General features: G+C 58.7%; 17 protein-coding genes. 5 read left to right on the top strand and 12 right to left on the bottom strand.

The genetic code is table 11. The features are described from left to right. Positions 1–70: 70 nt before the first annotated feature. The 9 genes from rseP to CFBP5499_RS06040 all read right to left on the bottom strand — a co-directional run bounded on the left by rseP (position 71) and on the right by CFBP5499_RS06040 (position 7,419). Positions 71–1,192, bottom strand: a complete 1,122-nt coding sequence (gene rseP / locus CFBP5499_RS06075; RefSeq protein WP_173986860.1) for an RIP metalloprotease RseP — start codon at positions 1,190–1,192, stop codon at positions 71–73. Between the two features lie 49 nt (positions 1,193–1,241). After that, a complete protein-coding gene (locus CFBP5499_RS06070) occupies positions 1,242–2,075 on the bottom strand; it encodes a phosphatidate cytidylyltransferase (protein ID WP_080825199.1) in 834 nt (277 codons plus the stop codon). Beyond that, positions 2,075–2,818, bottom strand: a complete 744-nt coding sequence (locus CFBP5499_RS06065) for an isoprenyl transferase (protein WP_080825200.1) — start codon at positions 2,816–2,818, stop codon at positions 2,075–2,077. The genes CFBP5499_RS06070 and CFBP5499_RS06065 overlap by 1 nt, the downstream gene beginning before the upstream one ends. 64 nt (positions 2,819–2,882) lie before the next feature. Further along, entirely contained in the window at positions 2,883–3,440 is a 558-nt protein-coding gene (gene frr / locus CFBP5499_RS06060; RefSeq protein ID WP_080825201.1) for a ribosome recycling factor, read from the bottom strand. Between the two features lie 66 nt (positions 3,441–3,506). Next, on the bottom strand, positions 3,507–4,229 hold the full coding sequence (gene pyrH, locus CFBP5499_RS06055; RefSeq protein ID WP_003502561.1) for a UMP kinase: 723 nt from the start codon (positions 4,227–4,229) through the stop codon (positions 3,507–3,509). 98 nt (positions 4,230–4,327) lie between these two features. Then, positions 4,328–5,254, bottom strand: coding sequence for a translation elongation factor Ts (tsf, locus tag CFBP5499_RS06050; protein WP_080825202.1), 927 nt, complete (start codon positions 5,252–5,254; stop codon positions 4,328–4,330). A 361-nt stretch (positions 5,255–5,615) separates the two neighbouring features. Then, entirely contained in the window at positions 5,616–6,383 is a 768-nt protein-coding gene (gene rpsB / locus CFBP5499_RS06045) for a 30S ribosomal protein S2 (protein ID WP_003502558.1), read from the bottom strand. Between the two features lie 6 nt (positions 6,384–6,389). Further along, on the bottom strand, positions 6,390–6,515 hold the full coding sequence (locus CFBP5499_RS30775; protein ID WP_256387175.1) for a hypothetical protein: 126 nt from the start codon (positions 6,513–6,515) through the stop codon (positions 6,390–6,392). A 61-nt stretch (positions 6,516–6,576) separates the two neighbouring features. Further along, on the bottom strand, positions 6,577–7,419 hold the full coding sequence (locus CFBP5499_RS06040) for a cell envelope integrity EipB family protein (protein ID WP_080825203.1): 843 nt from the start codon (positions 7,417–7,419) through the stop codon (positions 6,577–6,579). 116 nt (positions 7,420–7,535) lie between these two features. On the opposite strand from CFBP5499_RS06040, the gene CFBP5499_RS06035 reads away from it, so the two are divergent. The 4 genes from CFBP5499_RS06035 to CFBP5499_RS06020 are packed head-to-tail and all read left to right on the top strand — an operon-like array spanning position 7,536 to position 10,389. After that, positions 7,536–8,006 carry a RidA family protein gene (locus CFBP5499_RS06035; protein WP_010971572.1) on the top strand — a complete coding sequence of 157 codons (471 nt, stop codon included), beginning with the start codon at positions 7,536–7,538 and terminating at the stop codon, positions 8,004–8,006. Continuing rightward, a complete protein-coding gene (locus CFBP5499_RS06030) occupies positions 8,003–8,743 on the top strand; it encodes a glycerophosphodiester phosphodiesterase (protein ID WP_173986817.1) in 741 nt (246 codons plus the stop codon). Before CFBP5499_RS06035 ends, CFBP5499_RS06030 begins: the two co-directional genes overlap by 4 nt. Continuing rightward, entirely contained in the window at positions 8,740–9,939 is a 1,200-nt protein-coding gene (locus CFBP5499_RS06025) for a GNAT family N-acetyltransferase (RefSeq protein WP_080825204.1), read from the top strand. The genes CFBP5499_RS06030 and CFBP5499_RS06025 overlap by 4 nt, the downstream gene beginning before the upstream one ends. A 21-nt stretch (positions 9,940–9,960) precedes the next feature. Beyond that, the gene (locus CFBP5499_RS06020) at positions 9,961–10,389 is read left to right on the top strand and encodes an HIT family protein (protein WP_080825205.1); all 429 of its coding nucleotides are present in this window, start codon (positions 9,961–9,963) and stop codon (positions 10,387–10,389) included. 163 nt (positions 10,390–10,552) lie between these two features. Here the strand turns inward: CFBP5499_RS06020 and CFBP5499_RS06015 are convergent, their stop codons facing one another. Then, positions 10,553–11,491: an IS110 family transposase gene (locus CFBP5499_RS06015; RefSeq protein ID WP_080825206.1), complete on the bottom strand. Its 939-nt coding sequence runs from the start codon at positions 11,489–11,491 to the stop codon at positions 10,553–10,555. 213 nt (positions 11,492–11,704) lie between these two features. Next, complete coding sequence (locus CFBP5499_RS06010; RefSeq protein WP_080827354.1) at positions 11,705–12,559, bottom strand: urea carboxylase-associated family protein; 855 nt, start codon at positions 12,557–12,559, stop codon at positions 11,705–11,707. Between the two features lie 110 nt (positions 12,560–12,669). Here CFBP5499_RS06010 and CFBP5499_RS06005 point away from each other — a divergent pair, with 110 nt between their 5' ends. After that, positions 12,670–13,554: a LysR family transcriptional regulator gene (locus CFBP5499_RS06005; protein WP_080827355.1), complete on the top strand. Its 885-nt coding sequence runs from the start codon at positions 12,670–12,672 to the stop codon at positions 13,552–13,554. On the opposite strand, the gene CFBP5499_RS06000 is transcribed toward CFBP5499_RS06005, so the two are convergent. Beyond that, complete coding sequence (locus CFBP5499_RS06000) at positions 13,551–14,483, bottom strand: phosphatase PAP2 family protein (protein WP_080825207.1); 933 nt, start codon at positions 14,481–14,483, stop codon at positions 13,551–13,553. The two genes, CFBP5499_RS06005 and CFBP5499_RS06000, sit on opposite strands and share 4 nt — an antisense overlap. Between the last annotated feature and the right edge of the window lie 40 nt (positions 14,484–14,523).

Genomic DNA, 14,523 nt, shown 5'->3' with positions numbered 1-14,523 from the left:
TGGCTCATTCGCCACTTCGGCATAAAAACACGGTAAACAAACAACTAACAAAACCGTTAAAACACAATCCTCAGCCGATCAAGCTGCTGATATCATTCCATGTTGCAAAAACCATAAGTCCCAGAATCATCATCATGCCGATGCGGAACGCCACTTCCTGCGCGCCCGCACCGAGCGGCCTGCCACGGATGGCCTCGATGGCGTAGAACACCAGATGGCCACCGTCCAGCACCGGGACAGGCATGAGGTTCAACAGACCGATCGAGACGGAAAGAACGGCGGCGAGCTGGATAACGGCGGAAATACCGAGCGTCGCCATCTGCCCGGATGCCTGCGCCACACGTACCGGGCCACCCAGCTGATCGGCATTCATGCGGCCGGTCACGAGATTGCCTATATAGTTGAAGGTGCCGGTGATGACGTGGCCCGTTTCGCGCACGCCCTCAACCACCGCCGCGGACGGCGAATATTCAATGTGACGGAAATTGCCGCTGGTCTGGTCGGTGACAATGCCGATGATACCCATTTCCAGCTTGTTGCCGAACTGATCCGTAGTTTCGGTACGGGTCGGAACCATCGGCAGCTTAAGCTCCTCGCCTGCCCTTTCGACGGTTACCGTAATCGGCGTGCCCGGCCGGATGCCGACATAACGGCGGACATCCTCGAAGGTCATCACTTTTTCACCATCGATAGCCACCAGCCGGTCACCGGGCTTTACGCCGGCGGCGGCGGCAGCGCTGTTTTCACGCACCTCCGCCACGACCGGATCAGCGATCATCCGGCCGTAGATGCCGAAAAGCACCGCAAAAATGAGAATTGCGAGAATGAAATTGGCGATCGGGCCGGCGGCAACCGTCGCCGCCCTTTTCCACAGCTTTGCGCCGGAGAGCGTCTGCGCCCTCTCCTCCAGCGACATGTGCGACAGGCCGGAACTATCAGGCTTGCTCGCCGCATCTTCGTCGCCGAAGAACTTGACGTAGCCGCCGAGCGGAATCGCCGAAATCTTCCATCGCGTGCCGCGCTTGTCGGTGACACCGATCAGCTCCGGACCAAAGCCGATGGAGAATGCGGTGGAACGGATGCCGCACCAGCGGCCGACAAGGTAATGCCCCATCTCGTGGACGAAAACGAGCAGGGAAAGGACCAGGATGAAGGGCACGATATAGCCGGTCAGAAAACCCGTCGCCGCCATTACTGTGTTCATGACAATCTGCCCTTTATATCGTGAGTTTTCGCGCCGCCTAGAAACCGGGCAACAGACCGCCGCCCGATCCGGGCACGTCTCCGGTTGCCGCCGCATGCACGAAAGCTATGAGGAATACCGTAAAGCAGGCGAAAACAAGACCGTCAACACGGTCCATGAAGCCGCCATGGCCCGGGATGAGATGGCTGGAATCCTTGACCTGGAAACGGCGTTTCACGAAGGATTCGAAAAGATCGCCGATCTGGCTGAACACCGAAAGGACAAGCGCGAGCCCCAGCACCAGCAGGCTGATCCTGCCGTGATAGGCCATGGAGACCGCAGCGCCGCCGATCACGGCCGCCACAGCACCGCCTATGGCGCCGGACCAGGTCTTGCCGGGCGAAATGGAAGGCGCAAGTTTCGGCCCGCCAATGGCGCGTCCAACGAAATAGGCCAGGATATCCGTCGACCAGACGACGGCGAAAATGAACAGGATGGAAGCGAAGCCGGCAAGTTCGTCACCGCGAATGGCCGCCAGCGATATGCCGCTCAGACCCGCATAGAGAATGCCGCCCACCAGCCACCAGTTCTTGCCGCGTAAAACCGGAAACAGCGCCGCAGTCAGCGTGAAGCCGGAGAGAAGCGGTAGATCGAGTGAGGATTCGCCAAAGATCGTATTGCCGGCGATGACGGCGACCGAGAACCAGCCCCAGGCATTGCCAGTCGGATTGGTCTCAGACATCCGGGTAATCGTCGACCACTCATAATAGATGAGGATCGCCAGAAGACCCGCGACGATACGAAAGAGAATGCCGCCATACCAGGTCGCGGCCAGAATGACCGCGGCCATGACGATTGCGGAGACTATCCGCAGTCTGAGTTCACGGCTCATCAGGCGCCTGCCACGGCAACCTGCTCGGCCAGAGCACCGAAGCGGCGGTCACGCGTTGCATATTGCTCAATTGCGGAGAAGAATCGCTGGCGGTCGAAGTCGGGCCAATATTCGGGCACGAACAGGAATTCGGAATAGGCCGCCTGCCAGAGCAGGAAGTTCGACAGGCGCTCCTCGCCGCTGGTGCGGATGATGAGATCCGGATCCGGCATTCCTGATGTATCGAGCCTTGTCGAAATCATGTCAGGCGTAATGGCGTCAGCACTGAGCCGGCCTTCGGCGACATCACGGGCGATTGAGGCTGTCGCGCGGGCAATCTCGTCACGGCTGCCGTAATTGAAGGCGATCACCAGTGTCAGCTTGGTATTATCAGCCGTCATCTGCTCCGCCTCTTCGAGGAGAGAGCGTATATCAGTCTTCAGCCCCTGCCGGTCGCCGATAATTCGCACGCGGACATTTTCGCGATGCAGTTCCGCAAGGTCGCGACGGATGAAAGCCTTCAAAAGGCCCATCAGATCGCTCACCTCGGATTCGGGTCTGCGCCAGTTTTCCGAAGAGAAGGCGAACAGTGTCAGATAGCTGATGCCGCATTCGCCGGCCGCACGCACAGTCTCGCGCACGGCCTCAACCCCACGGCGATGCCCCATCACGCGCGGAAGTCCGCGCTGCTTTGCCCAGCGGCCATTGCCATCCATGATGATGGCGACGTGCTCGGGTATGGAGGAACGTGTCGTCGTCGGCATATCGATCCAGTAACAGGCAGCGCGGAATTAAAACGAATAAAATACAGGTCTATCGCAAGCGATATCAGACCTGCATGATTTCTCTTTCCTTCTCGCCAAGCAAGCGTTCAATTTCCGAAATCGTGTCGTCGGTCATTTTCTGAACCTTTTCGGACTGTGCACGGCTTTCGTCCTGACCGATGTCACCGTCCTTTTCGGCTTTTTTCAGGCCATCCATGCCGTCGCGGCGCACATGGCGAATCGCCACTTTTGCTTTTTCGGAATATTCGTGGGCGACCTTGACGAGCGATTTGCGGCGCTCTTCGTTGAGTTCAGGCAGTGGAATACGCAGGTTCTGACCGTCGACGATCGGGTTGAGGCCGAGATTGGATTCGCGGATCGCACGGTCGACGGCATTGACCATCGACTTGTCCCAGATGTTGACGCCGAGCATGCGCGGCTCGGGGACGGTGATGTTAGCCACCTGGTTGAGCGGAACGCGCGAGCCATAGGCCTCAATGGTCACCGGGTCGAGAATATTGGCCGAAGCACGGCCGGTGCGCAGCGATGCGATATCGCTCTTGAATGCATTGATGGCGCCATCCATGCGGCGCTTGATATCGTTGAGGTCAATACCACTCATCTTGATACTCCATCTCTATCGGCCAAGGCGGCCGGAATCCGCCTCGGAGGCGACGTCGTTTTTTGATTATTTGTCGTGCACGATGGTCTTGCGACCACCGCCGGTCAATATCTGCGCGAAGCCACCCTTCTCGTGGATCGAGAAAACAATGATCGGGATGTGGTTTTCGCGGGCGAGCGCAACAGCCGCGATATCCATGACCGCCAGCCCCTTGCCGAGCACTTCGCTATGGGTCAGTTCGTCGAAACGGGTGGCCGTCGGATCCTTCTTCGGGTCGGCGGAATAAATGCCGTCCACCTGCGTACCCTTGAAGATCGCCTCGGCGCCCATTTCCGCGGCGCGCAAGGCTGCAGCAGAATCGGTGGTGAAGAACGGGTTGCCCGTGCCGCCGGCAAAAATCACCACGCGACCCTGGGCCAGATGGTGAAGGGCAGCGCGCTGCGAGAAGCTTTCACAGATTTCGGGCATTGCAATTGCCGAGAGAACGACGGTGTCGATGCTGAGCTTGCGCAGGGAGGTTGCGAGCGCCAGCGCGTTGATCACGGTTGCCAGCATGCCCATGTGGTCGCCGGTGACGCGATCGCCACCCTTGGATGCCACGGCGACACCGCGGAAAATATTGCCGCCGCCGACGACGACGCCGACTTCAACGCCCATCGCCCTCGCTTCGGCAATATCGGAGGCGATACGGTCGGCCACCGCCACATCGATACCGAAACCCTGATCGCCCATGAGGGCTTCACCGGAAGCCTTGAGAAGAACACGTTTGTAGATCGGCTTGGAAGACATCATGACTCCTCGGGAAATGTAACCGAAACGCGGATACACGAAGGGCACCGCGTTGTCACGCGATGCCCTCCCGTTTTCCCAAGATTGGGTAAATATAATCAGCCCTTGGCGACTGCGGCGACTTCTGCTGCAAAATCGCTTTCTTCCTTCTCGACGCCTTCGCCGAGCAGCAGGCGAACCATGCCCGTCACTTCGATGGCAGCACCGGCTTCCTTTTCGGCTGCCTTGACGGCGTCGCCGACGGTCAGGTCGGGGTTGATGACGAAAGCCTGCGACAGAAGGGCGACTTCTTCGAAGAACTTGCGCATGCGGCCATCAACCATCTTTTCGATGATGGCTTCCGGCTTGCCGGATTCGCGGGCCTGTTCGATGAAGACGTTGCGCTCGCGCTCAGCAACCGCGGCATCGACTTCTTCAGCGCGGATAGCGAGCGGGTTGGTTGCAGCAATGTGCATGGCAACCTGACGGCCGATGGAGTTCAGAACAGCCTTGTCGCCTTCCGACTTCAGGGCAACGAGAACACCGAGCTTGCCGATGCCATCACCGGCAGCGTTGTGAACGTAGGTCGCGACAACACCGTGCGGCACTTCGAGTGCAGCCGAGCGGCGCAGCGTCATGTTTTCGCCGATCGTTGCAATCGCGTCCTTGATGCTGTCGGCAACAGACTTGCCGGTTGCCGGATAGGTGGCAGCGGAAACAGCGTCAACCGTGCCATCGGTGGTGAGGGCAACCTGGGCGATCCCGCGGATGAGGTCCTGGAACGCATCGTTACGGGCAACGAAGTCGGTTTCGGAGTTGAGCTCAACGACGACAGCCTTGTGACCCATGGTGGCAACGCCGATCAGACCTTCGGCAGCCGTGCGGCCGGACTTCTTGTCGGCCTTTGCGATGCCCTTGGCGCGCAGCCAGTCGATCGCCGCTTCCATGTCGCCATTGGTTTCAGCAAGAGCCTTTTTGCAGTCCATCATGCCTGCGCCAGACTTCTCGCGCAGTTCCTTCACCATTGCGGCTGTGATTTCGGTCATTGTTTGCCTCTTATCGGTTCGATCGGTCAGCCGGCGGAATTTGCCGTGCCGAAGTTCTGGGTGATGACTGTACCCGGCCGCACACCCTTTGAAACCTCAGAGGTTTCAGGAAAGGGGCATGCGCATTCCCAAGTGCTGCGGCGTCTCCATACATCGAAATGATGGGTGCCGCTCTAGTGTGACAGCGTTATGAAGACTGCCTGCCGTTCCAACCACATCAGACGCCAGCGGTTTCTTCAACAACGTGGCGGAGCGGTTAGAAACGAACAAGGCCGTCAACCCATTGAAGGTCTTTGACGGCCTTGTCATATCCTGGTCGAGGAGACGGCGATTGAGAAATCGCCGCCAGACAGGGCCTATATCAGGCGCCAGCCTCGTCTTCGAGAGCGGGCTCGATCGGAGCTTCTTCAGAAGCGCCGATGTCGCGGCCGGAAGCGCCCTGCTGACGTGCGATACCGTCGATGGCAGCGCGGGCGATCAGGTCGCAATAAAGCGAGATGGCGCGCGAGGCATCGTCGTTACCGGGGATCGGGTAGTCAATGTGATCCGGGTCGCAGTTGCTGTCGATGATCGCAACGACCGGAATGCCAAGACGCTTGGCTTCTTCGATCGCGATCTTTTCCTTGTTGGTGTCGATGATGAACATCAGGTCCGGAACGCCGCCCATATCGCGGATACCGCCGAGAGCCTTTTCAAGCTTTTCGCGCTCGCGCTCAAGGTTCAGGCGTTCCTTCTTGGAATAGCCGGAGCCTTCCGAGTTCAGGATTTCGTCAACCTTGCGCAGACGCTGGATCGAGTTCGAAATGGTCTTCCAGTTGGTCATCATGCCGCCGAGCCAGCGGGAGTTGACGTAGTACTGGGCCGAACGCTTTGCGCTGTCGGCGATGATTTCCGACGCCTGGCGCTTGGTGCCGACGAACAGAACGCGGCCGCCACGGGCGACGGTGTCGGACACGACCTGAAGGGCGCGCGACAGCATCGGAACGGTCTGAGCCAGGTCGATGATGTGGATGTTGTTACGGTCGCCGAAGATGTACGGCTTCATCTTCGGGTTCCAGCGGTGCGTCTGGTGGCCGAAGTGAACACCAGCTTCGAGAAGCTGACGCATAGAAAAATCGGGCAATGCCATGCCTTGTTACTCCTTTTCCGGTTTAACCCCCGCGAAGCGAACAGCGCCGATTTTCATCGACACCACCGGGCGGAACGAACCGGATTTCTCCCGGAACATCCCAAGCTTCGCGTGTGGAATGGTGAGCCGCATACAGTCGCCCACATGAAAATGCAAGCATTTATGCGAAAAAACCGCGAGAACGGCCCGCGTTTCAGCGAACCGGCTTGTTTTCGCAGGTTTCGGGCTTGAGAATATCAAGCTTCGCAAGCTTTCCCGTCAGGACGAAATCGCCGTAATCCATCGTCAGATCGCGGGTGATTCCGTTTTCGTAAAGCTTGAACGACATGCGGTAGATCGGCAGGGCGTCGGTGCCGGTCTTGTCGTTGTAATAAGCGATGGTCACCGGCCAGAATGCGGCCTTGGCGAATTCGCCAGCCTTGCCTGCGTCGGCATCGCCATCCTTCGGCATCTGCGACTTGCCGACGAGCGTGGACGTGATCAGGCTTTCGTCACCGTCGTCCGAACCGTCGAAAATGCGCGATTCGAAGATGCGTTTTCCCTGCTTTGCATGCTCGATGACCTGAAACATGTGCTGCGTCGGAAATTCGCTGGCGACGAGGCTGACCTGGCGGGCATCCGGGCGGGTCAGATCGACCTTCACGCCGTCGGTGCCGTCGATTGCCGCCCCCTGCACTTCCTTGTCCAGCTTGTCGTCGGTATAGGACTTGGTTTCGAAGGTGAATTTCTTGGAAGCCAGGTCCTCGAAGGTCCTGGTCTGCTGGTCGGTCATGCGAACCGCATCGCCGGTGTTGATCTGGGTCACGAACCGGAAATCCGTCTTGTAACCCTGACAAGCCGAGCCGGTGAATTCATAGACCATACGGCCGGTCATGCCCTCGATGCCGGAGCGGTCGGACGCATCCTTGAGCTCGAGATCGTAGACGGCGCGATGGGCGACGAGATCCGGAACGCTGATGGGCAAGGCACTGGCAGCGTTTGACAGGCCGGTCATAAGCCCTGTTGCGGCAACGAAACCAAGCGTCCTGACAAACATGCAATATCTCCTGTTGGACTCGCTGCTCATATTGTACAAGCAACCGCCCGGCTTTTGGATCAACATCTTCTGAATGCCGGATTCTTGAAGGATTTACAACAAAACCGGAGACGAAAATGTCTGACGTCATCGAAGGCCGCCTCAAGGAACTTGGCTTTACGCTTCCTGTCGCCGCAGCACCAGCTGCAAACTACGTTCCGTTCACCATCAGCGGCAATCTTCTTTATGTATCAGGTCAACTGCCGATGGAATCGGGCAAGATTGCGGTGACGGGCCTTGTTGGCCGCGATGTCGACGTTGCGAGCGCCCAGCGCGCGGCCGAATTATGCGCCGTCAACATTCTCGCACAGGTCAAGGCCGCATTGAATGGCGACCTCTCGAAAATCCGCCGCGTCATCAAGCTGAATGGCTTCGTTGCCTCCGTTCCGGAGTTCGTGGAGCAGCATCTCGTCATCAACGGTGCTTCCAATCTCATTGCCACCGTTCTGGGTGAGCCCGGCAGACATGCCCGTGCCGCCGTCGGCATGGCTTCCCTGCCTTTCAATGCGTCAGTCGAAATCGACGCCATCGTGGAAATTGACGTATGACGCTCAAGCTTTCCTGGCTGACGGCGCAACCCGTCGCCCATCGCGGTTATCATGATCTCAACAAGGCGGTCTGGGAAAACACGATTTCCGCCTTTTCCCGCGCCATCGAGGCCGGTTTCGCCATCGAATGCGACGTGCAGCTGGCCGCCGACAGCGTGCCGGTGGTTTTCCATGACCACGATCTGGAAAGGTTGACCGGCATCAAGGGCGACGTGCGCGAACGCACATCAGCTGAGTTGGCCATGCTCTCCGTTGGACAGACCAAGGACCGCGTTCCCACCCTCAAGCAGCTTCTGACGCTCTGCGCCGGCAAGGTGCCGCTCGTGATAGAGCTGAAAGGCCGCGAAGGCGAAGGCGTCGACGATGGTTTTGCCGAGGCGGTGCTGGAAGACCTCGAGGGCTACAAGGGCCATGTGGCGCTGATGAGCTTCGATCATCATCTGCTGAAGGACCTGAAGACTGCGGGTTCCCCCTGGCCGCTGGGTCTGACGGCCGAAGGCGACAAGCCGGAAGACTTCTTTAAACATGACGAAGCGATGCAGCAGGGGCTTGATTTCATCTCCTATCACTGGGGTCATCTGCCCAACAGCTTCATCGAAGCCCAAAGAAAACTCGGACTTCCGGTGATTACCTGGACGGTAAGGGATGAAAATGCGCGCGCGACTACCTATAAATATGCGGATCAGATGACATTCGAAGGTTTCGACCCGAGAGAGAACCCGTCCGCCACGGCATGACAGAAGACTATTCCATAAGCATTGCGCAATCCCTTGGGGATATCGATCCGGAAAGCTGGAAACGGCTTTCCGGAACATCACGCGATACATCAGGAAAATACTACAACCCGTTTGTTTCACATGCGTTTTTATCCTCCATGGAGGATTCCGGCTCGGCGACGGCAAAGACCGGCTGGCTTGGACATCACCTGCTGCTCCAGAATGCCGCGGGCACGCTCGTCGGCGCCGTGCCGGCCTATCTGAAGAACCACAGCCAGGGCGAATATGTATTCGACCACGGCTGGGCAGACGCTTTCGAGCGGGCCGGCGGCCATTATTATCCGAAACTGCAATGTTCGGTTCCCTTCACGCCGGCGACGGGGCCGAGGCTGCTCGTCTCCGAAACCGTGGACGCCACGCGTTTCAAACCGCTCCTCGCTTCCGGTCTCGCGCAGGTGACGGAAAAGATCGGCGTTTCCTCCGCGCATGTCACGTTTCTGGAAGAGGACGATCTGTCCGCCCTGCTGCCGCGCGATTTCCTGCACAGGAAAGACCAGCAGTTCCACTTCATCAATGACGGTTATCGTGACCACGATGATTTTCTCGACGCCCTTTCCTCGCGCAAGCGCAAAGGGCTGAAAAAGGAGCGCCGCGCGGCGCTGGAACGCGGCATCGAAATCGACTGGCTGACCGGCAGCGATCTGACCGAGAATATTTGGGACCAGTTCTTCGCCTTCTACATGGATACCGGTAGCCGCAAATGGGGCCGGCCCTATCTGACGCGGAAATTCTACTCGCTGATCGGCGAGCGCATGGCTGACGATGTGCTGCTGGTGATGGCGAAACGCGAGGGGCGCTATATTGCCGGGGCGATCAACTTCATCGGTTCGGATGCGCTTTATGGCCGCCACTGGGGCTGCATCGAGGATCACCCCTTCCTGCATTTCGAGGTCTGTTACCATCAGGCGATCGATTTCGCGCTGGCGAAAGGATTGAAACGGGTCGAAGCCGGCGCCCAGGGTGAACACAAGCTGGCGCGCGGTTACGTGCCGGTCACCACCCATTCGGCGCATTTCATCGCCCATCCGGGCCTGCGCCGCGCCATTGCCGATTATCTTCAGCGCGAGCGCGAAGAGGTCGAGCATATCGGCGATTATCTTGACGAACACACGCCCTTCCGCAAGGGCGAGAGACAGGAACACGAACCGGACGCATAGTCCGCGATGAGGAGATCACCGATGACCAGCGCCTATGACGATAACAATATCTTCGCAAAAATCTTGCGCGGCGAAATTCCGAGCCACAAGCTTTACGAAGATGAGCACACGCTGGCCTTCATGGATGTGATGCCGCAGGCCCCCGGCCATCTGCTCGTCGTTCCCAAGACCGGCTCTCGCAATCTGCTCGATGCCGACCCTGAAGTGCTGGCAAGAACCATTCCCGTGGTGCAGAAACTGGCTGTGGCCGCCAAGGAAGCCTTCGATGCGGATGGCGTCTTCATCGCCCAGTTCAACGAGCCGGCGGCTGGCCAGACCGTGTTCCATCTGCATTTCCACGTCATTCCGCGCAAGGAAGGCGAGCCGCTGAAGCCGCATTCCGGCGTGATGGCCGATGGCGAGGTGCTGAAGGCTCATGCGGAGAAGATAAAGGCGGCGCTCGCTTCCTGATGTCGGCCTCGCACATGCTTATCTGACAAAGCCGTAACATATCCCACGCCGTCACCCCGGACTTGGTCCGGGGTCCAGTGCGATCAAGTCCTTGATCGCGAAAGATTCTTTTCACGGCGCAGACGCGCCGTGGCTGGATGCCGGATCAAGCAACCGTGGATGCTCAGTTAAACGCGGGGTCTGTTCTGGCGATGGCGTTGAGGATCGTGACGAGTTTTCGGATTGTTGCGACTATGGCCAGCTTGAAGGGTTTTCCTTTGCTGCGCAGGCGCTGGTAGAAAGCGCCGAGGACCGGGTCTTTTATCTTGATGGCACTGAGGGCGGCCATGTAGGCGATGTCGCGCAGATGCTTGCGGCCGCCGGAGCATTTGCCCTGGCGGTTGGAGGATCCGGATTGGCGCGCATGCGGTGCGACGCCGACCAGGGCAGCGATGACCTTTGACGAAACGGTGCCAAGTTCGGGCAGATCGGCAAGGAGCGCGGTGGCTAGCATCGGGCCGACACCGGTGACCTCACACATCCTGTCGTGACGTTTTCGCAGGGCGGGTGTCGCCTTCAGCAGGTCGCGCATGGCGCGGTCGAGGGTGGCGATATCAGTGGCGATGGTACGCAGACGCACCTCCAGCATCTCACGCACCAGCGGCTCTTCGATGGTATCGAGCTGGCTCGTCAGGCCGCTCTTTTCGGCGACCAGCCTGCGTCTATGAGCCGCCAGAGCGCTGAGGCTGCTGCGGGCAGCGTCTGGCTCATAGGGCGTGAGACTATTGTGTACCGTCGCCAGATAGCGGGCGATCACGGCGGCGTCGATCCTATCGGTCTTTGCCAGCTGGCCCATGGCCCTGGCAAAGTTGCGAACCCTTGCGGGCGGCAGGATATAAACCTTCAGGCCTGCCGCATGCAGACTGTCAGCCAGCCTGCGCTCGTAACCGCCAGATGCCTCCAGCCCAACGATGACCTGTCCAAGCGCCTGAAGGCGCTCAATGAGAGCCGCGATCTGTGCAGGTGAACTGCCTATACTCCAGCACTTGCCGGAAGGATGCACAACGATATCGAAGCGGGCTTTGGAAACATCGATGCCGACGAAGAGAAGTTCCTGTATCATGGCCTTGCTCCCAGGCTTGTGGTGCGGGCGAAAGCCCGAGCAACCGTTCGGGGTCAAAGGGAGCAGGCAGGGCCTTGCTTGATCTCGGCTGTTTCAACCAGTCCGGAAATACGGCCTCCTGCCTGCATTGGCCGGGATGCGCATCCCGGCCAATGCTCCAGTAAACCATATTACGTCCACACAAGTCCGGCATGACGGCTGTGGCGTTTCTCATCATTCCACAGGATTGCGGTACGCATTCCGCTCCGGCCATGGCCAACCTTCCAGCACCGACATATCAGGCCGGAATATTTCCACCTTCAGCGGATAACAGGCCGCCGTGTCGCTTGAATGCGTGGCGCTGCAGTCGCCGCCGGGACACGCGGAAAGCGCGCCGATGAGGTCGATTTCCGCGAAAAATTCCAGATAGTCACCCGGCCGCACCGGGCTAGCCTTCATGAAATACTGGTGTGTATTACGGGTGAAACCGGTGCACATAAAGACATTCAGCACGTCATGTACATGCGGTTCGGCCTCGCAGAACGATAGGCCTTTGGCCGAAGCAAGCGCATTCGTCAGGTTCGAATGGCAGCAATGGTGATAATCGCCACCACTCAGCAGCTTGTTGGTATAGGGATCGCAGCGGGTGCCGATCACATCATGCACGCCGCCCCCGTCCTCGTCGAAGCCGCACCAGGACAGCGTATCATGGGTGATGGTCGCCATCGGCCGAAGCGACGGCAGGTTGCTCCACAGCCGGTTGCCGACGGAAACATGGGTGGCATGCAGCGCGCGCGTCTTGCCGCTGAAAAAGCGCTCGTTCAGATCATGGGCGTTCCAGAGGTTCAAATCCCCCACCTGCGGGCCTTCGATGCTGACGATGCGGAAAAAATGCCCCTTGGGGACATTGAAGGTGCGGCCGTCACGCGCGGGTACGATGACTTCGTCGATCTTCTCCATGCCGTTCTTTGCCTGCTCCAGGCGCGCAAGGTCCGGTGTCTCAAGTGTGCCATTCGGATAAACGACGACGGGACGGATGGCACGGCGCTCGGCGGCATCCACGGGTTCGGCAGCAGGTATGGGGGTCATGAAATCCTCGGAGAAAGACATTATTGCGGTGATAAATGCGCCATGGCTACCCCGCTGACAAGACGGGTTTTTCTTGCGCTCAGACCAAGTTCCACTTACCCTTGTCGATCATGACACTGCCGCCACTCGCCACCCTTCGTGCTTTTGAATCCGCCGCCAGAAAGGCAAGTTTTGCCCTGGCCGCGCAGGAGCTCGGCATGACGGCGACTGCGGTGAGCCAGCATGTGCGCAATCTGGAAGCATGGCTTGGGATCGCGCTTTTCGAGCGCCACGCGCGCGGCGTCAGGCTCACCCCTGCCGGAAAGGAATTTGGCCACACGATCTCCACCAGCCTGCGGCAGATCGCTTCCGGCGCGGAACGCCTGCGCCGGGGTCACGATGGCATGACCGTGCGCCTTGCCAGCCTGCCTTCGGTGGTGGCGCATTTTCTGACACCCCGGCTGCCCCGCTTCCGGGCCTTGCATCCCGACATACAGGTGTCGATCAGCTATTCCGGGGCTCAACATGCAGGCTCGACCGATCTCACCATCGGGCACGGGATATCCTTCGGCGAAAATTCCGTTGCCCTTTTCAGCGCCGAAACACGCCCAACCTGCGCTCCCGGCTATATCGCCAATTCCGGCCCTTTCGATGATGAGTCCAGCCTATTGCGGGCGGAATTGCTGCATGACGATACCGAGACGGCCTGGCGTGACTGGTTTGCGGTTGGCGATATGTCGCTGCCCTATGGCGCAGGTCCGATTTTCGCGGATTTCAATCTGCTCGTTACGGCCTTGAAGGCAGGACAAGGTATCGGCCTCTGCCCGACGGCGCTTCTTCGCGAAGAGATCGCCGACGGCCAGCTGACCGTACTTTTCGACCGGGCCGCCGACACGGATAAATATTACTGGCTGATGGAGGCGGAAGAGATGACCGCATCGGCCCGCCTTCTAGCCGACTGGCTGGTGGCGGAAGCCCATGCAAGCCAGAGCGGTTATTCCAGTTCGGCGACTTAAGCCGGAACCGTTACCGCTCTGCCCATGCGCTCCCTCGCCGACAGCCAATCAAGCAGCCGGCCGGAGGCTGCGCAGACGACGGCAAACGCGATCAGACCGCCGAAAACATCCGAAAGATGATGTCCGCCTTGCACGAGAACGGCCGGCAGCATCAGAAGGTTCAGCGGTAGGATCACCGCTATCACAAGCCGATGGCGTGGCACGAACCAGACGGACATTGCCGCCATGAAGATGTGAAAAGAAGGGAAGCCGATGAGGCCCAGCACGTCCTTGGGAGAGAGATAGGTCACTCCCTCCTGCCCAAGTCGCATCAATTCGCGCCCGTAGGCGGGATTCACCATCAAAGGAATGGCCTGCGTAACCCATTCCGGCAACTCGTAATAGGCTTTTGCCCCATAGGTGGGAAAAAATATCCAGAAGATGATGCTGGCCATCGCACCCATCACCCCAGTGACGATAAAATGATGCAACATCCTGTCCTTGCCTGTGAAGCCGAGCGCGACGATGATCAACAGGAGCTGCGGCAAGGAGGTCGTATAAACCAGGAACAGCATTTTGCCGAGCCAGGGATATGTCGCTGCCCAAGTCACCATATCGGGCCAGCTATAACCCAAAGCCCTGTCCACGCGGATCAGCACGGGGTCGATTGCCGGAAAAGACACGGGCAGGAACATGTAGTTAAAGACAGCACCGACCAACGAGAACAGGATAAACAATCCACTCGAGATCAAGGCAGCGGCGATATGAAGATCACGGCCGCTGTTACGATAGAATTGGCCAAGGGCAAACACGCCAATACCCGCCATTCCGCATAAAAAATATCCGACATAGTCAAGCTTGATACCCTTGATTGTGATCAGCGCGACATCAAAAACAAATAATATTATCACCGCACACAGTACAAATCGCTCTGCCGCAAATAGCTGCATCAAATCCCGTTCCTGTCCCCAAACAGGGATAGGATACGGG

It is taken from the genome of Agrobacterium tumefaciens (assembly GCF_005221325.1).
Classification (GTDB): Bacteria; Pseudomonadota; Alphaproteobacteria; order Rhizobiales; family Rhizobiaceae; genus Agrobacterium.
This window is presented reverse-complemented; position numbering and strand designations above follow the sequence as displayed.